This window comes from Sphingomonas adhaesiva (assembly GCF_036946305.1).
GTDB classification, from domain to species: domain Bacteria; phylum Pseudomonadota; class Alphaproteobacteria; order Sphingomonadales; family Sphingomonadaceae; genus Sphingomonas; species Sphingomonas adhaesiva_B.
Map to the genome: position 1 here is coordinate 113725 of NZ_JAQIJJ010000003.1, position 20594 is coordinate 134318.

The window sequence follows — 20594 nt, forward strand, 5'->3', positions numbered from 1 at the left end:
CCATGGCCGCGACGCTGATCGACCTGTTGGCGTCCGCCGTCGCGGCCGATCCGGATGCGCCCGCGATCCTGTACCGCGACCAATGCCTGACCTTCGCCGATCTCGACCGGCGCAGCGCAAGGTTCGCGGGCGCGCTGCGCGGCGCCGGCATCGCGCCCGGCGAGCGCATGTTCCTGTGCCTTCAGAACGTGCCGGAGTTCGTCGTCGCACTGCTCGGCGCCGCGCGGGCGGGGGTGGTGACGGTGCCGCTCAACCCGATGTACCGGGCGGCGGAGATCGAGAAGCTCGCCGCCGACTGCACCCCGCGCGCGATCGTGTGCGAGGTGGGGCATGCGGAGGGCGTGCTGCCCGACCTGCACCGCTTCACGGTGGGGGAGGGCGGCACCTTCGACACGGACGGTGCCGCCGGTGCGGATACGCCCGCCGACCCGCTGATGCTGGTCTATACCTCGGGCACCACCGGCAAGCCCAAGGGCGCGGTGATCGAGCATCGCCACCTGCTGGCCGGCGCGGCCTTCTACCGCGAGGCGGCGGCGCTGCGTCCCGGCGCGCCGATCCTGGGCGCCGCGCCTTTGTTCCACGTCACCGGGATCAGCGGCCACATCGGCGCCGCGCTCGCCGCGCGCGCGCCGCTGATCCTGTGCCACCGTTTCCAGCCCGAGGTGGTCCTCGACGCGATCGAGCGGCACCGCCCCGTCTTCACCGTCGCCGCGATCACCGCGCTGTCGGCGCTGATCGACGCGCCCGCCTTCGCACCGGCGCGCGTGGCGAGCCTGACCACGATCTTCTCCGGCGGCGCGCCCGTCGCGCCCGCGATGCGCGAGCGCGTGCGTGCCGCGACCGGCGTGACCTTGCGCAACGTCTATGGCCTGACCGAGACCGTGGCGCCGGTCACCGCCTGCCCGCCCGAACCGCTCGCCCCGGTCGATGCGGGCACCGGTGCGCTGTCGGTCGGCCAGGCCGTGGCCGGCGTGCGACTGCGCGTGGTCGATGACGATGGTCGCGACTGCGCCGCCGGCGAACCCGGCGAAATCGTCGTCAGCGGCCCCAGCGTCGTCGCCGGTTACTGGCAGGCGCCGGACGCGACCGCGGAATCGATGCGCCCCGATGGCTTCCGCACCGGCGACGTCGGCGTGCTGGACGACGACGGCTGGCTGTTCCTGGTCGACCGCAAGAAGGACATGATCGTCGCATCGGGCTTCAAGGTCTGGCCGCGCGAGGTGGAGGACGTGCTCTACACCCACCCCGCAGTGCGCGAGGCGGCGGTGATCGGCGTGCCCGACGATTATCGCGGCGAGACGGTGAAGGCGGTGGTCAGCCTGCGCGCGGGTGCCACGCTGACCGGGGACGAACTGGTCGCCTTCTGCCGCGAACGACTGGCGGCGTACAAGGCGCCGCGGATCGTCCGGATCATGGACGCGCTGCCGACGACCGCGACCGGCAAGATCCTGCGCCGGGCCTTGCGCGACTGACGCGGGTTACGGGTTTCCGTCCATCGCCGTTCGGCGGCCACCCCCTTAGTCGTCGAGCATCGAACCGGATCATCGGTCATTCTTGGGAGGGGAAGGATGAAGTCGCACTATCTCGTCGGTGCCGCACTGACGCTCGTGCTGTCGGCCGCCACGTCGGCGCAGGCCCAGACCGCCACGGAGGCGAGCGCCACCGAGGCGACCGCCACCGGCGTCCCCACGCAGGCCGAACCCGCCCCGGAGCCGTCGTCGACGCAGGCCGGCGACATCATCGTCACCGCGCAGCGCCGCTCGGAATCGCTCCAGAAGGTGCCGATCGCGATCTCCGCCATCTCGCAGGACGATCTCGCCAAGCGCGGCATCGTCAACACCGCGCAGCTGACTGGCACCGTGCCGTCGCTGCAGGTCAACAGCCCCTATGGCGATGCGCAGCCGAACTTCACGATCCGCGGCATCGGCGTCGCCAACGAGCATAATCCCAACCAGGCCTCGCCGGTCGGCGTCTATTTCGACGATGCCTATATCGCCGCGCGTGCGGAACACGGACTGCAACTCTATGATCTGGAGCGGATCGAGGTGCTGCGCGGGCCGCAGGGCACGCTCTACGGGCGCAACACCACCGGCGGCACGATCAATTTCATCTCGCGGCGCCCCGATCTGTCGGGATCGAGCGGCAATATCCAGGCCGGCTACGCCAATTACAACACCTTCACCGCGCAGGGCGCGGCGGAAACCACGCTGAAGGAGGGCGTCGCGGGGCTGCGCGTGTCGTTCAACTATGCGCATGGCGACGGCTACATCAACAATCGCGCCGCGGGCGAACCCGACATGAACTCCACCGATATGCTGGCGGCGCGCGCGATCCTGCGCGTGCAGGCCAGCGACCGGCTGGAGGTGACGGTGAAGGGCACCTACGGCCGCTCCAACCCGACGCAGGCGGCGGTGTTCAACCTCGGCACCGGCACCAACGGCTACAATCCGGTGCTTCAGACCAGCCGCGCGGCCAAGAACCTCGGCTTCTTCGAGGCCGACAGCCAGCGCGTCGGGCGCAGCTTCGTCGAGGCATATGGCAGCGAGCTGATCCTGAAGTACGACCTGACCGACACGGTCCAGCTCACCTCGCTCACCTCCTACGATCACCTGAAGCAGGCGTTCACGCAGGAAGGGACCGGGCTGCAATCGCCGGTGTTCCGCCAGCCGCTCGACACGCTGTACGGCAACGTGTTCGACATGTTCAATCAGGAGCTGCGCGCCGCTTATTCGAACGACCGCACCAACGTGCAGGCGGGCGTCTATTACGGTTACGACAAGGATGCCTCGAACAGCTATTACTGGCTGCTCGACGGGGCCGCGATGGTGCGTCAGAAATACGACCAGATCCGCCGCTCCTACGCCGCCTTCGCGCAGGGCGACCAGAAGTTCGGCGATCATGTCTCGATCACGCTGGGCCTGCGCTACACCTCGGACAAGGGTCGCTACCAGAATTACGCCTCCTATGCGGTGCCGCAGAGCCTGTTCACCGGCACGCGCGACACCGGCAAGTTCCCGCCGGCGCAGGGCACCTATTTCCTGGGCGGCTATGATGCCGCCACCGGGCAGTTCGTGTCCGGCCCGACGCTGAAGCTGGACAGCAACGCGGTCACCGGGCGCGCCGCGATCAACTATACGTTCGACACCGGGCAGATCGTCTATGCCAGCTACAGCCGCGGCTATCGCGCCGCCGCCTTCTGCGGCCAATGCTTCTTCGGTCCGGTCAACACGACGCAGCCCGAAAAGGTCGACGCCTATGAGATCGGCGCCAAGGGGCGGACGCTGGACGACATGCTGTCGCTGTCGGTCGCGGCGTTCTGGATGAATTACCGCAACCAGCAGATCAACGAGACGATCGGCGCGCAGACCATCCTGCGCAACGTCGACAAGAGCCGCATCCGCGGCGTCGAGATCGAGGGCACGCTGACGCCGACGACCGACCTGCGCATCAACGCCTCGGCCTCGTTCCTCGACGCCAAATATCAGGCGTTGCAGCTCAGCGCGGGCGACCTGACCGGGCGGCGGCTGCCCTATGCGCCGCGCTTCTCCGCCACCGGATCGCTCGACTGGACGCTGGCGCGGTTCGGCGATGCGAAGGTCGTGTTCACGCCGTCGTTCGTCCACACCGGGCTGGTCTATTTCACCCCGTACAATCGCGTCGCGGGCAACGGCAATCTGCGGCAGGACGCCAATACGAAGGTCAACCTGCAACTCGGCTACGAGACGCCCAGATACACCGTGCGCGGCTGGGTGACCAACCTGACCAATCAGAAGACGTTCGCCGACGGCCTCGATCTGCGCGCCTCTTTCGGCTACGATTATCTCGTGCAGGCACCCCCGCGGACCTATGGCGGGACGGTGGCCTATCGCTTCTGAGGGGAGGGGGCATGACCGGCGCATTCCGGCATATCGCGACCAACGGCATCACCCTGCGCGCGCGGGTCGCGGGCGAGGGGCCGCTGGTGGTGCTGGTCCACGGCTTTCCCGAAAGCTGGGCGGCGTGGCGGCATCAGATCGCGCCGATCGCCGCGGCGGGGTTCAAGGTCTGCGCGATCGACTGCCGCGGCTATGGCGGCAGCGATCGGCCCCCGGAGGTGACCGATTACGACCTCGAACAGATGATGCGCGACATCGTCGGCGTCATCGATGCGGAGAATGGCGGCGAGCCGGCGATCCTGATCGGGCACGATTGGGGCGCGTACCTCGTCTGGCACACCGCGCTGGTCCATGCCGACAAGGTGCGCGCGGTCGCCACGCTGTCGGTGCCGTTCTTCGGCGTGTCCGAGGTCACGCTGCTTGATGCGGTGAAGCCGGTCTATGCCGATCAGGGCCGCTTCTTCTACCAGGATTATTTCCAGCCGGTCGGCGTTGCGGAGGCGGAGGCCGAGGCGGACCTGAACCAGTTCGTCCGCCGCTTCTATTTCTGGCTGGCGGGCGAGGCACCGGATGGGCTGGGCGAGGATCGGCTGGCGGGATCGCGGCTGCTCGACGGCCTGCCCAACCCCGATCCCTTTCCGGCGTGGATGGGCGAGGAGGACATCCGCTATCTGGTCGACGAGTTCGCGCGCAGCGGGCTGTACGGCCCGATCAACCGCTATCGCAACTGGCAGCGCGACATCGACTTCCTGACGCCGTGGCGCGGGCAGAGCATCCGGCAACCGGCGTTCTTCATCGGCGGCACGCGCGACATCGTGCTGACGATGCTGCCCGGCGTCGACATGCTGGCGGCGATGAAGGCGCTGGTGCCGAACCTGTCGGGTACGCTGATGCTGGAAGGCTGCGGCCACTGGACCCAGCAGGAGCGCCCGCACGAGGTGACCGGCGCGCTGGTCGGGTGGCTGAAGAGCCTGAGGGCAGGTGGGGTGATGTGATCTTTAAGCCCCTCCCCTTCAGGGGAGGGGTTTGGGGTGGGGGGAGCCTCGCAGAGAGGGGCGCCTTTGACTGCCCCACCCCTACCCCTCCCCTGAAGGGGAGGGGCTTCTCGTCAGGCCGTCAGAACTTCACCCCCACCGTCACGCCGTAGCTCCGCGGCGCACCCAGCGCGAGATAATCCTGATCGAAGCTCGCCCGCAGGTCCAGGCCATAGACGTAATACTTCTGCTGGAACAGGTTCTTGGCCCACAGGCTGCCATAGACGCCATTGTCCATCTGCACCGCCAGCGTCGCATTGGCGAGCCAATAGCCCTTCTGCTGCTGCCGCGCGTTGCCGAACGTGTCGGTGGTCGACGACGGCCCGCCGTTGAACGGTGAGAACCATTGCTGCCCGGTATAGGCGGCGGTCGGGCTGAAGGTGATCTTGCCGCGGTTCATCTGCGCCACGGTCCAGTCGAACCCGCCGGTGAAGGTGAAGTTGGGCGCAAACGGCAGGCGGTTGCCGTCCAGCCCCACGCCCGACAGCGTCAGCCCGTCATAGGAGGTGTGCAGCAGGCCGATCGACGCATTGGCGGTCAGGCGATCGCCGAGGACCGCGGTCCCCTCGACCTCCACCCCGTACAGCGTCGAGCGCGGCGCGTTGCGCAGCAGCGCGACCGCGCCGACCACTTCCTGCAACTGCTGGTTGCGATAGCGATAGTAGAAACCCGCCATGTTCAGCCGCAGCCGCCGGTCGAGCAGCTCGCTCTTGATGCCCGCTTCATAGGCGTCGACCGTCTCGGGTTCGACGATCGTGACCGTCGCATTGCCGAGATAACCGCCGCCGTTGACCGCGCCGGCGCGATAGCCGCGGCTGTACGAGGCATAGCCCAGCACGCGCGTGTCGAACTGGTAGTTCAGCCCGATCCGCCCGGTCAGCGCCTTGAAGTCGCGCGCGCGGCTCAGCTTCGAATTGGGATTGTACGGGCCGAAACCATCGGGCGCATCGGCCGGGTTGCCGACCGAATTGAGCACCGGGTTGCCGTCATAATCCAGGATGTTGGCATTGCCGTTATAGTAACGCAGCGAGTCCCAGGTGTAGCGCAGCCCTAGCGTGACCGACAGCTTCGACGTCAGGTCGTAGTCGCCCTGCCCGAACACCGCGATCGAGCGGCGCGTCTGGCTGAAGCGATTGTCGACGCCGAAGCCGCTGTTGGGGAAGTTGAACGGGACGGCGCTGCGCAGAAACTGGAACAGCGTGAAGGTGTTGAACACATCGACCCGGTCCCAGCCGTAATAGCCGCCGATGATCGCCTTCACCCCGCCGCCATCGTAATTGAGGCGGACTTCCTGGTTCACCTGCTTGAAATCGTCGCGATAGAAGACGTCGAGCGCGTCGACCGGGCTGTGCGTCCCCTCCTGATCGATGCGGCGCTTGCCGCTGTCATAGGTGGTGAGCGTCGACAGCGTCACGCGATCCGACAGTTCCTTCGCCACCGTCAGCAATACGCCGCGGGATTCGACCAGATAGCGGCCGATGTGGAAGGAATTGATCTCGTAGAAGCCCAGTTTGTCGTCGGCGCGCGAATAGCCGGTCACCTGGTTGCGCCCGCCCGGGCCGGTGCCGAAGGTGTTGATCCCGCCGGCATAGGGGTTGGCGCGGCCGTAATAGCCCTTCAGGAACACGGTCAGCGTCGAATCCGGCTTCCACAGCAGCGACACGCGACCGCCGATACTGTCCTCCGACTGCGCATCGGGCTGGCCGGGGAAGATGTTGCGGACATAGCCGTCCGAATTGACGTAGTCGAACGCGCCGCGGATCGCGAGCGTGCCCGGATCGACGACCAGGTTCACCACTGCCTGCGCGCTCTTGCGGTCGCGATTGCCATAGCCGACCTCGGCATAGCCGCCGTTGGCGTTCAGGTCGGGGCGCTTGGTGATGAAGTTGATCGCGCCCGCGGTGGTGTTGCGCCCGTACAGCGTGCCCTGCGGTCCGCGCAGCACCTCGACCCGCTCCAGATCGTACAGCTGCATGCCGTGGCTGGAGCGCGAGCTCATGTACGCGTCGTCGACATAGACGCCGATCGGCGAGGCGGTGTTGGCGTTATATTCGTTGGCGATCGAGATACCACGCAGCGCAAAATTGGGCTGCGCCTTGCCGAACGGGGCCGCGATCTGAAGGTTGGGAACCGCCTGCGCCAGGTCCGACGCCTCGAACACGCCACGATCCGCCAGCGCATCGCCGCCGATCGCGGTGATCGCCAGCGGGGTCGCCTGCGCGCTTTCGGAGCGGCGCTGCGCGGTGACGACGATGTCCTGCAACGTCGTGGTGCCCGCATCCTCCTGCGTCGGCGCCGCAGCGGTCTGTGCCATCGCCGGCGCGGCCACGAACAGGCAGCCGGCAGCACTGCCGGCGAGCAATATCGCCTTCATTCTCATCCTCCCCTGGACCCGGATCTGGCTCCGGTATCGCGCGACATGTGGTGCAGCAGGGCCGCCGCGGTCCAATCGGCGTTGACCGCGGATCGATAGCGCGCGGCGATGAATGCGCGGGCAACCTCGATTGGACGCTGTGCCGCCGCGCACTAGCGTTCGTGGCGATGGCGAGTTCGCGAAACGGACCGTCGGGAGAGGAACGAGCGATATGACCCAGACCATCACCGCCCTGCCGCGGCCCGACACGGTGACGCCGGAATGGTTGGCCGCGCGGCTCGGCCCCGGCGTCGCGATCGAGGCGCTGTCGATGCAGCCGGTCGGCACCGGGCAATTGGGCGACACCGCGCGCTTCACCCCCACCTACGCCGCCGGCTCCACACCCGGACCCGCGACGATCATCGGCAAGTTCGCCGCGGCCGATCCGGACAGCCGCGCGGTGGCGGCGGCATGGCGGCTGTACGAGCGCGAGGTCGGCTTCTATCGCCACCTCGCGGCAGATGCGGGCGTCACGACGCCGCGGTGCCACGGCGCGGAGTTCGATGCGGACAGCAACGAATTCGTGCTGCTGCTGGAGGATTGCGCGCCGGCGCGGGCCGGCGACCAGTTCGCGGGCCTCACCCCCAACGAGGCGTCACGCGTGATGCGCGAGGCGGCGCGGCTGCACGCCGCCTTCTGGGATCGCGGCGACGATCCTGCGCTGCAATGGCTCTACACGGGTCCGCTGGCGCAGCCCTTCTACGACGCGGGCGTGCTGCGCGGGGCGTGGCCCGCGTTCCGCGATCGTTATGCCGACCAATTGACCGACGACATGGTGACGGTCTGCGACCGCTTCGCCGAGCGCTACGAACGCTATAGTGCGCTGCTCGACCGGCCGCGCTGCGTCACCCATAACGACTATCGTCCCGACAACATGCTGTTCGGCGACGACGGCAGCCTGCGCGTGGTCGATTGGCAGTCGGCGGCGCTGGGGCACAATGCGGTCGACGTCGCCTATCTGATCGGCGGCGCCTTCTCGCCCGCGGATCGGCGTGCGGCGGAGGGGGCGTTGCTGGATACGTATATGGAGGCGCTGCGCGAGGCGGGGGTGACGGGCTATGGCCGCGCCGAGCTGGACGCGGACTATCGCCACTTCTCGTTTGCGGGGATCAACGTCGCGGTCGGCGCGGCGATGATGGTCAAGCGGACGGAGCGCGGCGACCGGATGTTCCTTACGATGCTGGATCGCCATGTGTCGCATGTGCTGGACACGAGGGCGCTGGGGATATTGTAGGACGGTTCAACCATCGCCTGTCACCCCGGCCTTGAGCCGGGGTCCCGCTTCTTCTGCCACGTTTCGATAGAAGCGGGACCCCGGATCAAGTCCGGGGTGACGCGGCGGGATCAGCGACAACGCTCCATCGCCTCCAGCGCCAGCGCCACCAGCCGCGGGTACGCCGCCGCGCGCTCGCGCGCATGGGCGGAATTGGCGGTGCCGCGGATCGCGCGGCCCTTGATGCCGTGGAAGATCGCCGCCAGCCGGAAGAAGTTGAACGCGATATAGAAATCCCAGTCCGGGATGCCGTCGCGCCCCGTCCGCGCGCAATAGGCGGCGACGTATTCGGTCTCGGTCGGCAACCCCAGCGCGACCGGATCCGCCCCGCCCAGCCCGGCGACGATATCGGGCGGCATCCGGTACATGGTGGCGTGATAGGCGAAGTCCGACAGCGGGTTGCCCAATGTCGACAATTCCCAGTCCAGCACCGCCAGCACCTGGGGGCGGCTGGGGTGGAAGATCATGTTGTCGCAGCGGAAATCGCCATGGACGATCGCGGTTTCGTCGCCGTCCGGGATCGCACCCGGCAGCCATGCGATCAGCGCGTCCATCCCCGCATCGCGCCCGGCGTCGGCGTCGTCCAGATATTGCCGCGTCCAGCGTGCGATCTGGCGGGCGAAGAAATTGCCCGGCTTGCCGTAATCCGAGAGGCCGACCGCGCCCGGATCGACCCGGTGCAACGCCGCGATCGTCGCATTCATCGCGTCGAAATAGGCGGCGCGCTCCTCGCGCGGTACGTCGCCGAACGTCGCGTCCCAAAAGATGCGCCCGTCGACCAGCGCCATCACGTAGAAGGCGGTGCCGATCACATCATCGTCGTCGCACACGCCCAGCACCGGCGGCACCGGGACCGGGGTGGGCGCCAGCGCGGTCAGTACGCGCGCCTCGCGCAGCACGTCGTGCGCGCCCTTCACCAGCTCGCCCGCGGGCTTGCGGCGCAGGACGTAGCGCGCGTGCGCTGTGGTCAGGCGATAGGTCGGGTTGCTCTGCCCGCCCTTGAACTGCTCGACGGTCAGCGGGCCGGAAAAGCCCGCGACGTTGTCGGTCATCCACCGCGCCAGCGCCGCCTCGTCGAAGCGGGTGCGGACCGCGGACGCGCCTTCGTTGGCGCCGGTGTCCGCCGTCATCGCGGCGCCATGCGGATCGCGCCGTCGAGGCGCACCGTCTCGCCGTTCAGCATCGGGTTGGTGACGATGCTTTCGACCATCTGCGCATATTCGTCGGGATCGCCCAGCCGGCTGGGGAAGGGCACCTGCTGGCCGAGCGAATCCTGCGCTTCCTGCGGCAGCGAGGCGAGCAGCGGGGTCAGGAACAGCCCCGGCGCGATCGTCATCACGCGGATGCCGTGGCGCGCGAACTCGCGCGCGATCGGCAGCGTCATGCCGACCACGCCGCCCTTGGACGCGGCATAGGCCGCCTGTCCGATCTGCCCGTCGAACGCCGCGACGCTGGCGGTGTTGACGATCACGCCGCGCTCCTCGCGCCCGATCACATCGGCATCGTGGATGCGCGCGGCGAATTTCGACAGCATGTTGAACGTGCCGATCAAATTGATCTTCACGATCTTCGTGAAATCGGCGAGCGGGATCGCCTTGCCGTCGCGCCCGATCACCTTGGCGGGCGGGCCGATGCCGGCGCAATTGACCAGGATGCGCGCCTTGCCGTTGACCGCCTCGGCCTCGCCGATCGCCTGCTCCACGGCGTTTTCATCGGTGACGTCGACGCGGAAGAAGCTGCCGCCGATCGCGGCGGCGTGCTGCGCGCCCAGTTCCGCGTTCAGGTCGAAGATCGCGACCTTCGCGCCCGCCGCCGCCAGCCGTGCGGCGGTGGCGCCGCCCAGTCCCGATGCGCCGCCGGTGACGATGGCGGCCAAACCTTCGATCTTCATGTTGTTCCTCTCTTGTGTTTCTTCATCTTCCGTTCGCCCTGAGGAGCCGTTGAGCGAAGTCGAAACGGCGTCTCGAAGGGCGCTTGTGCTTCGAGACGAAGCTCCGGCAAGGTCAGCCTCTCCTCAGCACGAACGGAGGTGGGGTTGTTGTCGATCGGCGTCACAGCGCCCGCGCGATCACCATCCGCTGGATGTCCGACGTGCCCTCATAGATCTGGCAGACGCGCACGTCGCGCGCGATCCGCGCCAGCCCATATTCCTCCAGATAGCCATAGCCGCCCAGCGTCTGGATCGCGCCGGAGACGATCGCCTCCGCGGCCTCCGACGCGAACAGCTTCGCCATCGACGCCTGCGTCAGACACGGCTCGCCCGCGTCCTTCATCGCCGCGGCGTGGAGCACCATCTGCCGCGCCGCCTCCAGCTTCGTCCACAGGTCCGCCAGGCGATGCCCGACCGCCTGATGCTCGATCAGCGGCTTGCCGAAGCTGTCGCGCTCCTTGGCATAGGCCGCGGCGATCTCCAGCGCGGCCTGCGCCATGCCGACCGCCTGCGCCGCGATGCCGATCCGCCCCGCCTCCAGATTGGACAGCGCCAGCTTGTAGCCGCCGCCCTCCGCGCCGAAGCGCAGGTCATCCTCCAGATACACGTCGTCGAAGCGGATCGCGCAGGTGTCCGACGCGGACTGCCCCATCTTGTGCTCGACCTTGTCGACCGAATAGCCGGGGCGGTCGGTGGGGACGATGAAACCGGTCAGCCCGCGCTTGCCCGACGCGGGATCGCTCACCGCATAGACGATCGCGAGGCTGGCGATCTTGCCCGAGGTGATGAACTGCTTGGCGCCCGTCAGCCGCCAGCCGGTCCCGTCGCGCACCGCGCGGGTGCGGATCGCCGACGCGTCCGACCCCGCATTCGCCTCGGTCAGTGCGAAGGCGCCGATCGCACGCCCCGCGATCAGGTCGGGCAGGAAGCGCGCCTGCTGCGCGTCCGTCCCGGTCTTCAGCAGCCCGCCGACGATCAGGCTGTTCTGGATGCTGACGATCGTCGACAGCGCGCCGTCCGCCGCCGCCAGCTCGATCAGCGCCAGCGCATAGGCGACATAGTCCATCCCCGCGCCACCGATCTCGGCCGGCGCAGTCATCCCCCACAGCCCCATCTCGCCCATTTCGGCGAACAATTCGGGCGGGAAACCCTTCGCCGCCTCATGCGCGGCGGCGTGCGGGCGGATGCGCTCCTGTGCAAAGGCGCGGATATGGTCGCGGATCGCGCTCTGGTCGTCGGTCAGTCTCATCGTGCCTCCCGGGCGGGCCAATAGGTGTCGCGGACCAGCCGCTTGAGCAGCTTGCCCGTGGGGTGACGCGGCAGTTCGCGCAGGAAATCGATCTGCCGCGGTTGCTTGATCCGCCCGATCCGCCCCTGCAGGAAGCGAGTCAACTCCTCCGCCAGCGCCGGCCCGGCATCGTCCCAGTCGGCGGGCTGGACCACCGCCACCACGCGCTCGCCCATCTCCGCGTCGGGCGCGCCGATCACCGCCACGTCCGCCACCTTGGGGTGGGTGATGATCGCATCCTCGATCTCCTGCGGGTAGATGTTCACCCCGCCGGATATGATCATGAAACTCTGCCGGTCGGTAAGGTACAGATATCCGTCATCGTCGACATGGCCGACATCGCCCAAGGTGGTCCAGCCGAGCGGATGGCGGCTGGCGGCGGTCTTCTCGGAATCGTTGTGATATTCGAAGGTCGGCCCGTCCGCGAAGTAGATCGCGCCGGTCTTCCCCGGGGGCAGCGGGGCGCCGCCCTCGTCGACGATGCGGATCGTACCCCATTTGGCGCGCCCGACCGATCCGGGGTGGGTCAGCCAGTCGTCGGGGCCGATCGCGGTCAGGCCGTTGCCCTCCGTCCCGGCGTAAAATTCGTGGATGATCGGGCCGAACCACGCCATCATCGCTTGTTTCACCTCGACCGGGCAGGGCGCGGCGGCGTGCCACACGGTCCGCAGCGACGACAGGTCGTAGCGCGCACGCACCTCCTCGGGCAGCTTCAGCATGCGGATGAAGTGCGTCGGGACGAATTGCGCGTGGGTGACGCGATGCCGCTCGATCAGCGCCAGCACCTCTTCCGCGTCGAACTTCTCCATTACGATCACGGTGCCGCCCAGCTTCTGCACCGCCATGCACCAGCGCAGCGGCGCGGAATGATAGAGCGGAGCCGGGGACAGGAAGACGCTGTCCGCGCCCAGGCCATAGCTGTCGCGCCCGAAATCGGTCAGCGGGTTGCTCTGGTCGAGCGACCCCTCGGGCAGCGCGGGGCGGATGCCCTTGGGGCGGCCGGTGGTGCCCGACGAATAGAGCATGTCGGTGCCCGGAGTCTCGTCCGCGATCGGCGTCGCGGGAAAGGCGCTGCGCTCGCCCACGAAGTCGCGCTCGCCCGGCGCGAAGATGGCGAGGCTGTCGCTCTTCAACGCGTCGGCGACCGGCGCGGAGGCGATCAGGACGCGCGACCCCGAATCCGCGACGATGAACGCCACCTCCGGCGGCGCGAGCCGGGTCGAGATACAGGTGAAATACAGCCCCGCGCGCTGCGCCGCCCATACGATCTCGAAGAAGCGCGCGTCATTTTTCAGCATCAGCGCGACACCGTCGCCGCGTGTCAGCCCAAGCGCGCGGAGCAGGTGCGCGCCCTGGTTGGCGCGTTCGTCGAGCTGGCGATAGGTGATCGCCTCGCCCGAGGTCGCCATCCGATAGGCGATCGTGTCCGGCGTGGTGCGGGCATGGATCGACGGATGCATCAGTGCTGCCGCCTGCAAGGATCGCGCTCGGCCGTCATCGTCGTTCCTCTCTCCACCGTCGGCGTCGTTCCACCGATGCCGTCCGCTAGAAAGTCGGGGGTGGGGAAGTCCAATCGAAGTTCGCGCCGGATTGATCGACGATGTTACTTAATGCCGCTCAGGCGGCGCACGCGGCCCCGGCGGCGCGTGCCGCCTGCCAGCGCTGCGCGAAGGCGAAGAACTGGCGCGCTGCGCGGTTGGCGCCGGTGCCCAGCACGACCGCGAAGTCGAGGAAGAAGTCCATCCCCTCGACCGGACGCGACACCAGTCCCGGGGGCAGCGGGAACCAGCCGATCCCGACCGCGCACATCGCGTGGCGGTCGGCATAGCGCTCGACCGCCAGCGCATTGCCCTCCGCCGGGATCACTGCGTCCGCACCGCATCCGGCGAAGAACGCCTCGATCGGATCGGTCACCGCGCTGCCATGCTCGTGGTTCAGCATCGCGATCCGCTCGCCATGCAGCGCGACGCGCGGGACGATGTCGAGCGCGGCGAGCGGCGACGCGCGCGGCACCAGCAGCGCCATCGGCTGGCGTCGCAGCACGACGCGCTCCAGCACCTCCGGATATTGCGTTTCGTTGTAGATCGTCGTCGCGCTCGCGTCCGGCCCCTGCCACGGCGCGCTGATGCCCAGCAGGACCGAGACGTCGAGCCGGTCGTGGAGCAGGTCGGGGATCTGCGCGCTCTGCAGCCGGTTGTCGAACGAGAAGTCGATCTGCGGATAGTCGGCGGAAAAGGCGTCGAGCAGCGCGATGCGTTCCGGGATGTCCATCGTGTACATCGCCGCGCCCAGCCGGAACTGCGTGCGCCCGGCCACCTGCATCGCCTCCACCTCGTGGCGCAGCACCTCCGATTGCGCCAGCAGCGTGTCGACCAGCGGCAGCAGCCGCGTGCCGCAGGCGGTCAGCGTGATGCTGCGCGTGGTGCGATGGAACAGCGGCTGGCCGATCGCCTGTTCCAGCTCCTTCAGCTGGCCCGACACGGTCGGTTGCGTCAGGTTCAGCCGTTCCGCCGCGCGCGTCACCGATCCCTCGGCGGCGATCGCGGCGAAGCTGCGCAACAGGCGCAGTTCCGGATGAAACATGGCTTCCCCTCCCGCCCGGCCGATGATCCGCCGTGCGACGGACGATAGCATAATGCCGCGCACCGTCCATTGCGCGCGCCGATCAATGGCGGCGGGGTTCCGATTGGTGGCCGCGCACGCGCCATGGCACGCTGCCCGATATCGCCGATGCAAAGCGGCGCGAGGGAGAGGTGAATGAACGCCATCGCGGATATCGCGACACGACCGCGGCTGCTGGATCGCCTGGATCAGATCGATGCCGGCTGGCTGACCGCGGTGCTGCACCAGTCCGGCCATGCCGATGCCGATGTCGTCGGTTTCGCGGTCACCCCGATCGGCGCGGGCAACGTCAGCGATACGGTGCGCGTCGACCTGACCCACCGCCATCCGGGCAGCGCACCGCGCTCGCTGGTGTGCAAGTTCCGCTGTTCGGGCGAGCAGGCGCATGCGCACGGCATCAGCAGCGGTTCCTATTATCGCGAGACCGGCAGCTTTCCGGTCATCGCGGGGTCGTGCCGCACCCCGCGGCTGCACTGGGTCGCGGGCGGGCACGACAATATCAACCTTGTCATGGAGGACCTGTCGCGCTCGACCCGGGCCGGTGACCAGATCGCGGGCTGCGGCCCGGACGATGCGCGCGCGGTGGTGACCGAACTGGCGAAGCTGCACCGCACCTTCTACCCGATGCCGATTGCCGCCGCGCCCGACTGGGCGATGACCATGGCGGCGACCGCGGATTACTGGTCGGACGCGATCGACCGCGCGCTGCCGCTGATCCGCGAACACGCAGGCGTGCAGCTGACCGCGCAGGAAATGGCGACCGTCGCGGCGATCGGTGCCGCGGCGCACCGCTGGTACACGCTGCCGGTGGCGCGCGCGACGCTGACCCATGGCGATCCGCGGGTCGACAACATCCTGTTCCTCGATCGCGAGGACCGCACGGTCGAGGCGGTGCTGATCGACTGGCAGATGACCGGATGGCGCAACCCGATGCACGACGTCGGCTATTTCCTGTCGGGCAGCGTCACGGTCGAGGATCGCCGTGCGCACGAACGCGACCTGCTGGCGCACTACGCCGCGGTGTTCGGCGATGGCTATCCGCCGGAGCAGATCACGCGCGACTATCGCGTCCAGTTGCTCAGCGGGCTGGTGACGACGACCGCCGCCTATGCGCTGCTGCCGCTGACCGATGCGGTGCAGGCGCTGCTGCTGGCGCTGATCCGGCGCAACCTGGCGGCTGCGATCGACTGGGATTCGATCGCCGCGATCGATGAATGACCCCGCAATACCGATTGGACGGTCGGCGGCCCGCCCCGCATCGTCGCGCACGGAGAGGAGAATAGCGTGAACCAGACGCTGACGACCAACATCGACGAGGTCATCGTCGATCCGAAGACCTATGGTGACGAGCACAGCTATCACGACGCCTTCCGCTGGCTGCGCGCGAACGATCCCGTCCATTACGCGACGCCCGAACATTACCGCCCGTTCTGGGCGGTGACGCGCCACGCCGACATCATGGCGGTGGAGATCAACGCAAAGAACTTCCTCAACGACCCGCGCCAGTTCCTGGTGACCGCGAAGGACGAGGACCTGCTGTTCGAACAGACCGGCAGCCGCAAGTTCGCCGAGAATCTGGTCGCGATGGACGATCCCAAGCACAAGGCGTTCCGTGCCCTGACCTCCGCCTGGTTCGGTGCCAAGAGCCTGAAGAGCCTGGAGGACGACATCACCGCGCTGGCGCGTGAGACGGTCGACAAGATGATCGACATGGGCGGCGAATGCGATTTCGCCGCCGAGATCGCGGCATGGTTCCCGCTGCGCACGATCATGATCGTGCTGGGCGTCCCGCGCGAGGATGAGCCGCTGATGCTGCATCTGTCGCAGAAGCTGTTCGGCGCGGTCGGCGGCGTGGAGGGAATGGCCGGGATGGTCGACGCCTTCAATGCGTTCAACGACTATTTCAGTAAGATCACCGATGATCGCCGCGCCAATCCGCGCAACGACGTCGCGTCGATCCTGGCCAATGCCACGATCGACGGCGCGCCGATCGGCGAGGCGGAGCGCAATGCCTATTACCTGATCGTCGCGGCGGCGGGGCACGACACCACTAGCTCCTCCATCTCGGGCGGGCTGCTGGCGCTGATCCAGAATCCGGCGGAGATGGCGAAGCTGCGCGCGGACCCTGCGCTTACGGCCAAGGCGGTGGACGAGTTCATCCGCTGGACCACGCCGGTGAAGCACTTCTTCCGCACCGCGGTGGAGGATTGCGAGGTCGGCGGGAAGCAGATCCGCGCCGGCGACAATCTGATGATGTGCTACCCCTCGGGCAATCGCGACGAGAGCGCGTTCGATGCGCCGTTCGACTTCCGCGTCGATCGCCCCGATGCGCGCAAGCATCTCGCCTTCGGCTATGGCCCGCACACCTGCCTCGGCAATGCGCTCGCCAAGCTGGAGATCCGCATCCTCTATACCGAGATGCTGCGCCGGATCGACGATTTCCAACTGGCGGGCGATCCCAAATGGGTCGAGGCGAGCTTCGTCTCGGGGCTGAAGAGCCTGCCGATCCGCTATCGCGCGACCGGCGCATGACGCCGGCGCGCCGCCTGGCCGAGCGGTTCGGCGATCCGGTCGCGATGCGCGCGCTCTATGCGCCCGACGTGGTGTGGCTGATCTCCGCCTCGCTCGGCGTGCCGCGGCTGGAGGGGGTGGAGGCGGTCGGCGCGTTCAACACGCAGGTGTGGACCGAGCATCATCGCCCCGACTGCACCGTCACCATCCTGGACGAGGCCGGTGACGAGGGGGCCAGCGCGGTGCGTTTCACCTATCGCGCCTGGTCGCATTTCGCGAACGACTGGTACGAGAATGACTATACGCTGTTCGTGCGCGCCGATGCGGGCGGCATCCGCCATGTCGCGGAGGGGTTCGACACCGCGCTGACGATCGACTTCCTCGCCGGCCGCGCGCCGGGCGCGGGCTGGGCCGCGATCGGCGGCGAGGCCGGCGACCGCGTCGGCGCGCTGGGACGTGAGGACTGACGCGGGGACGCCGGCGGTCGGTCGATCCTATGCGGAGGGACGCGCCGTCGGCACATGGCGGCGCAGTTCGTCCGACAGCGCGCGCAGCGACACCGGCTTGGCCAGGAAGCTGTCCGCGCCCGCCCTCAGCGTGGTGGTCACCGTCTGGTGGTCCGGCAGCGCGGAGATCGCGACGACGGGTATCTGCCGCGTGCGATCGTCGGTGCGCATCAGCGCGATGATCTCGCGCCCGTCGGCGTCGGGCAGGTAGATGTCGATAAGGACCAGCACCGGTTGCAGCGTGGCGAGCAGGTTCATCGCCTCGCGCCCCTTGCCGGTCGTCACCGCCCTGATCCCGTTGGCGCGGGCGATCTCCGCGAACAGCTTGGCGTGCAGCGGTTGATCCTCGACGATCAGGAGCAGCGCATCCGAGAATGGTGACATATCAACGATGTACCGCGACACATCGACCTTGTCACAAGGGGATCGCGTGATGCAGATCAGGTCCCCCGCGTCGTGCGCGATCGATCAGCACCCGCATCGTGCCCATGATGAGCCGGATGTTCACCGGCTTGCGGCATCGTTCCACCGCCGCGAAGCGATCCGGGATCGCGGCCTCGTCATAGCCGGTGGTGAACACGGTGGGCACGCCGCGGCGCACCAGCCGGTCGGCGACGGGGAAGGCCAGCTGCCCGCCCAGGTTCACGTCGAGGATCGCGCCGTCGATCGGCGCGTCGGAGCCGATCAGCGCGAGCGCGTCGGACACCGACCCCGCCGGCCCCACGACGATCGCGCCGACCTCTTCCAGTTCCATCCGCAGTTCGTCGGCGAGCAGATATTCGTCCTCGACGATCAGGATGTGTCGTTCGCGCAGCAAGGGGTCAGCCATGGTCGCTCGTCGCCTGCGGGGTGATCGATACCGGGATGGAGATGGTGCAATGCACGCCGTCGTGCCCCAGCGTGTAGGAGGTGACGGCGCCGAGCTGATAGGGTAGCGCGCGCTCGATCAGCTCGCGGCCCTGCCCGGTGCCCAGCGGCGCCGCGCCCGCCGCCGGCATCGCCACGCCGGTCTCGCGCCAGTCGATGTCGAGCCAGCGCCGCCCGTCGCGCTCGCGCGGGTCGAGCGACCAGCTGATCGCCAGCCGCCCTGCGGCCTGCCCCAGCGCGCCATATTTCATCGCATTGGTGGCCAGTTCGTGGATCGCCATCGCCAGCGTCTGGACCGTCGAGGAGCGCAGCCGCACGCCATCGGGGCCGTCGAGCGTCACGCGGTCGGCGCTGCCGTCCATCGCCGACAATTCGGTCCGGATCAGCTCGTCGAACGTCACCCGGTCATGCTCGCGCAGCCGCGAGAGCAGGCTCTGCACGCGCGACAAGGCCTCCAGCCGGTCGCGGAAGCGCGCGCGAAAGTCGACCAGATCGGCGCTCTGCCGCGCGGTCTTTTCCGCCATCGAGCGGACCACCCCCATCAGGTTCAGCGTGCGATGCTGAAGTTCGGCCACCAGCACCTTCTGCCGTTCTTCCGACTCCCGCCGGTCCGTCATGTCGGTCATCGCGCCGATCATGCGCAGCGGCTGCCCGTCCTCGTCGTAGAAGAAACGGCCGCGCCCGGCGAGCCAGCGGACGGCACCATCGGGATGGACGACGCGGAACTCGCAGCCATATTCCTCATGCCGGTCCATCGCATCGCGCAGCGCGGCGACCGTCCGCGCGCGATCGTCCGGATGCAGGCGCGCTTCCCATGTCTCGTAGCTGGGCGTCACCTCGTCGACGCGATACCCCTCCATGCGGAAATGTTCGTCCGACCAGTGCAATTCACCGGTCGCGACGTTCCAGTCCCACAGGCCGAGCTGCCCCACCTCCACCGCGCTGCGCAGCCGCTCCTCGCTCTGGGTGACGCGTTCCTCGGCGAGACGGTCGGCGGTGACGTCCTGACCGATCCCGCCGATCATCACCACCCGCCCGGTGGGATCGAGGATCGGGAAGTCGGTGTCGCGCAGCCAGCGGATCTGGCCGTCCGACGGCCGGCGGATGCGATAGTCGAACGTGCGGTGCTCGCCCGCGGCGACACGGCGGATGGCGTCGCTCGCCCGTGCGCGGTCCTCCGGGACGATCAGGTCGAGCCAGCTGCGATAATTGTCCCCCGACACCGCCTCCTCGCGCGTCAGGCCGTAGATGCGCTCGAATGCCGGGGTCAGATATTGCCATTGCAGCGTCGCGGGATCGCGCATCCACAGGATGTCGTGCGAGGCGTCGCCGAACTGGCGCAGCCGTTCCTCGCCCACGCGCAGCGCCTCCACGCTCCGCTTCAGTGCGTCGATGTCGCTGACGACGCCGACCTGGCCGATGACGGCACCCTGCGCGTCGCGGATCGGGGTGGCCGACACCACCGTCCAGACCTCGCGGCCCGTATCGTCGGTGTACAGCATCTCGATCCCGGGGACGACGGTGTCGCCGCGCAGCGCACGCGCGCCGGGAAAGTCGGACGGCGCGATCGGTGTTCCGTCCGCGTCCCAGGCGCGCCAGCGCCAGCGCCGGTTGGCGTCGCGCGACGGGATCACGCCGCTGGGCAGGAAGCGGGTCAGCTCCGCATTGGTCAGGATCGTGCGCCCGTTTTCGTCGGCGACATGCACGCCGACCGACAGCGCGGCGAACACCGCCTCCAGCCGCGCCTCGCTATCGCGCAGCGCGGCCAGCGTCATGTTGCGCTCGCGCGCCGCCATGACGAACGCGGTGGTCTCGAACGCGGTGCCGAGCACCCCCATGATCGCGCCGTCGTCGCCGCGCAGCGGACTGAACGCCAGGTCGAAGCAGGCGTCGGCGGTCGCGCCGCCGGGCAGCGCGCGCAGGGGCACGCCCTGGCAGACGCCCGCCTGCCCCGTCCATGCGCGGTCGACCTGTGCCGCGATGGCGTCGCTCCCGTCGAACCACGCAGCGGAATAGCGCCGGCCCAGCTCGTCCGACCGGCCGCGCAGCAGCGGCTCATAGGCATCGTTGTAGAGCGTCAGCAGGTCCGCGCCCCAGCTCAACGACATCGGCAGCGGATGGTCGAGCATCGTCGCCGTCGCGGTGCGCAGGACGGCGGGCCAGTCCGCGAGCGCGCCCAGCGGCGTCGCCGCCCAGTCGTGCGCACGAATCCGCGCTGCCATGGGCGTATCATGCGCCAGCCACGATGGGGGAGGCGATCGAACCATGCGCCATC

16 protein-coding genes are annotated in these 20594 nt (G+C 68.4%); 7 read left to right on the plus strand and 9 right to left on the minus strand.

What is annotated here, in order from left to right; translation table 11 throughout:
* Positions 1 to 2 precede the first annotated feature (2 nt).
* From PGN14_RS04120 to PGN14_RS04130, 3 genes are all read left to right on the plus strand, one after another.
* Complete coding sequence (locus PGN14_RS04120; RefSeq protein ID WP_335298165.1) at positions 3 to 1472, plus strand: class I adenylate-forming enzyme family protein; 1470 nt, start codon at positions 3 to 5, stop codon at positions 1470 to 1472.
* A gap of 96 nt (positions 1473 to 1568) precedes the next feature.
* Entirely contained in the window at positions 1569 to 3875 is a 2307-nt protein-coding gene (locus tag PGN14_RS04125; protein ID WP_335298166.1) for a TonB-dependent receptor, read from the plus strand.
* A gap of 11 nt (positions 3876 to 3886) precedes the next feature.
* A complete protein-coding gene (locus tag PGN14_RS04130; protein WP_335298167.1) occupies positions 3887 to 4870 on the plus strand; it encodes an alpha/beta fold hydrolase in 984 nt (327 codons plus the stop codon).
* 121 nt (positions 4871 to 4991) lie between these two features.
* On the opposite strand, the gene PGN14_RS04135 is transcribed toward PGN14_RS04130, so the two are convergent.
* Positions 4992 to 7283 (minus strand): TonB-dependent receptor, encoded by a 2292-nt coding sequence (locus PGN14_RS04135; protein ID WP_335298168.1) that lies wholly within the window; start codon positions 7281 to 7283, stop codon positions 4992 to 4994.
* Positions 7284 to 7494: 211 nt separating this feature from the next.
* Here PGN14_RS04135 and PGN14_RS04140 point away from each other — a divergent pair, with 211 nt between their 5' ends.
* Positions 7495 to 8556: a phosphotransferase gene (locus tag PGN14_RS04140; RefSeq protein WP_335298169.1), complete on the plus strand. Its 1062-nt coding sequence runs from the start codon at positions 7495 to 7497 to the stop codon at positions 8554 to 8556.
* Positions 8557 to 8666: 110 nt separating this feature from the next.
* Here the strand turns inward: PGN14_RS04140 and PGN14_RS04145 are convergent, their stop codons facing one another.
* The 5 genes from PGN14_RS04145 to PGN14_RS04165 all read right to left on the minus strand — a co-directional run bounded on the left by PGN14_RS04145 (position 8667) and on the right by PGN14_RS04165 (position 14396).
* Complete coding sequence (locus tag PGN14_RS04145; RefSeq protein ID WP_335298170.1) at positions 8667 to 9725, minus strand: phosphotransferase family protein; 1059 nt, start codon at positions 9723 to 9725, stop codon at positions 8667 to 8669.
* On the minus strand, positions 9722 to 10486 hold the full coding sequence (locus PGN14_RS04150; RefSeq protein WP_335298171.1) for an SDR family NAD(P)-dependent oxidoreductase: 765 nt from the start codon (positions 10484 to 10486) through the stop codon (positions 9722 to 9724). Before PGN14_RS04150 ends, PGN14_RS04145 begins: the two co-directional genes overlap by 4 nt.
* 160 nt (positions 10487 to 10646) lie before the next feature.
* Positions 10647 to 11774 carry an acyl-CoA dehydrogenase family protein gene (locus PGN14_RS04155; RefSeq protein ID WP_335298172.1) on the minus strand — a complete coding sequence of 376 codons (1128 nt, stop codon included), beginning with the start codon at positions 11772 to 11774 and terminating at the stop codon, positions 10647 to 10649.
* Entirely contained in the window at positions 11771 to 13273 is a 1503-nt protein-coding gene (locus PGN14_RS04160) for an acyl-CoA synthetase (protein ID WP_335298173.1), read from the minus strand. Before PGN14_RS04160 ends, PGN14_RS04155 begins: the two co-directional genes overlap by 4 nt.
* Before the next feature lie 157 nt (positions 13274 to 13430).
* Positions 13431 to 14396: a LysR family transcriptional regulator gene (locus PGN14_RS04165; protein WP_335298174.1), complete on the minus strand. Its 966-nt coding sequence runs from the start codon at positions 14394 to 14396 to the stop codon at positions 13431 to 13433.
* Positions 14397 to 14570: 174 nt separating this feature from the next.
* Here PGN14_RS04165 and PGN14_RS04170 point away from each other — a divergent pair, with 174 nt between their 5' ends.
* The 3 genes from PGN14_RS04170 to PGN14_RS04180 all read left to right on the plus strand — a co-directional run bounded on the left by PGN14_RS04170 (position 14571) and on the right by PGN14_RS04180 (position 17413).
* Positions 14571 to 15653, plus strand: coding sequence for an aminoglycoside phosphotransferase family protein (locus tag PGN14_RS04170; RefSeq protein ID WP_335298175.1), 1083 nt, complete (start codon positions 14571 to 14573; stop codon positions 15651 to 15653).
* 66 nt (positions 15654 to 15719) lie between these two features.
* Entirely contained in the window at positions 15720 to 16967 is a 1248-nt protein-coding gene (locus PGN14_RS04175) for a cytochrome P450 (protein WP_335298176.1), read from the plus strand.
* Entirely contained in the window at positions 16964 to 17413 is a 450-nt protein-coding gene (locus PGN14_RS04180) for a nuclear transport factor 2 family protein (RefSeq protein ID WP_335298177.1), read from the plus strand. The genes PGN14_RS04175 and PGN14_RS04180 overlap by 4 nt, the downstream gene beginning before the upstream one ends.
* A 27-nt stretch (positions 17414 to 17440) precedes the next feature.
* Here the strand turns inward: PGN14_RS04180 and PGN14_RS04185 are convergent, their stop codons facing one another.
* The 3 genes from PGN14_RS04185 to PGN14_RS04195 are packed head-to-tail and all read right to left on the minus strand — an operon-like array spanning position 17441 to position 20541.
* The gene (locus PGN14_RS04185; RefSeq protein ID WP_335298178.1) at positions 17441 to 17836 is read right to left on the minus strand and encodes a response regulator; all 396 of its coding nucleotides are present in this window, start codon (positions 17834 to 17836) and stop codon (positions 17441 to 17443) included.
* Between the two features lie 31 nt (positions 17837 to 17867).
* On the minus strand, positions 17868 to 18281 hold the full coding sequence (locus tag PGN14_RS04190; RefSeq protein WP_335298179.1) for a response regulator: 414 nt from the start codon (positions 18279 to 18281) through the stop codon (positions 17868 to 17870).
* Positions 18274 to 20541, minus strand: a complete 2268-nt coding sequence (locus PGN14_RS04195) for a PAS domain-containing sensor histidine kinase (protein WP_335298180.1) — start codon at positions 20539 to 20541, stop codon at positions 18274 to 18276. The genes PGN14_RS04190 and PGN14_RS04195 overlap by 8 nt, the downstream gene beginning before the upstream one ends.
* Positions 20542 to 20594 lie beyond the last annotated feature (53 nt).

Coding starts and splice junctions, on each gene's coding strand:
- PGN14_RS04185 (WP_335298178.1), bottom strand. CDS start 17,836: ATGTCACCATTCTCGGATGCGCTGCTCCTGATCGTCGAGGATCAACCG.
- PGN14_RS04170 (WP_335298175.1), top strand. CDS start 14,571: ATGAACGCCATCGCGGATATCGCGACACGACCGCGGCTGCTGGATCGC.
- PGN14_RS04145 (WP_335298170.1), bottom strand. CDS start 9,725: ATGACGGCGGACACCGGCGCCAACGAAGGCGCGTCCGCGGTCCGCACC.
- PGN14_RS04155 (WP_335298172.1), bottom strand. CDS start 11,774: ATGAGACTGACCGACGACCAGAGCGCGATCCGCGACCATATCCGCGCC.
- PGN14_RS04195 (WP_335298180.1), bottom strand. CDS start 20,541: ATGGCAGCGCGGATTCGTGCGCACGACTGGGCGGCGACGCCGCTGGGC.
- PGN14_RS04165 (WP_335298174.1), bottom strand. CDS start 14,396: ATGTTTCATCCGGAACTGCGCCTGTTGCGCAGCTTCGCCGCGATCGCC.
- PGN14_RS04130 (WP_335298167.1), top strand. CDS start 3,887: ATGACCGGCGCATTCCGGCATATCGCGACCAACGGCATCACCCTGCGC.
- PGN14_RS04135 (WP_335298168.1), bottom strand. CDS start 7,283: ATGAAGGCGATATTGCTCGCCGGCAGTGCTGCCGGCTGCCTGTTCGTG.
- PGN14_RS04150 (WP_335298171.1), bottom strand. CDS start 10,486: ATGAAGATCGAAGGTTTGGCCGCCATCGTCACCGGCGGCGCATCGGGA.
- PGN14_RS04160 (WP_335298173.1), bottom strand. CDS start 13,273: ATGCATCCGTCGATCCATGCCCGCACCACGCCGGACACGATCGCCTAT.
- PGN14_RS04190 (WP_335298179.1), bottom strand. CDS start 18,281: ATGGCTGACCCCTTGCTGCGCGAACGACACATCCTGATCGTCGAGGAC.
- PGN14_RS04125 (WP_335298166.1), top strand. CDS start 1,569: ATGAAGTCGCACTATCTCGTCGGTGCCGCACTGACGCTCGTGCTGTCG.
- PGN14_RS04120 (WP_335298165.1), top strand. CDS start 3: ATGGCCGCGACGCTGATCGACCTGTTGGCGTCCGCCGTCGCGGCCGAT.
- PGN14_RS04140 (WP_335298169.1), top strand. CDS start 7,495: ATGACCCAGACCATCACCGCCCTGCCGCGGCCCGACACGGTGACGCCG.
- PGN14_RS04180 (WP_335298177.1), top strand. CDS start 16,964: ATGACGCCGGCGCGCCGCCTGGCCGAGCGGTTCGGCGATCCGGTCGCG.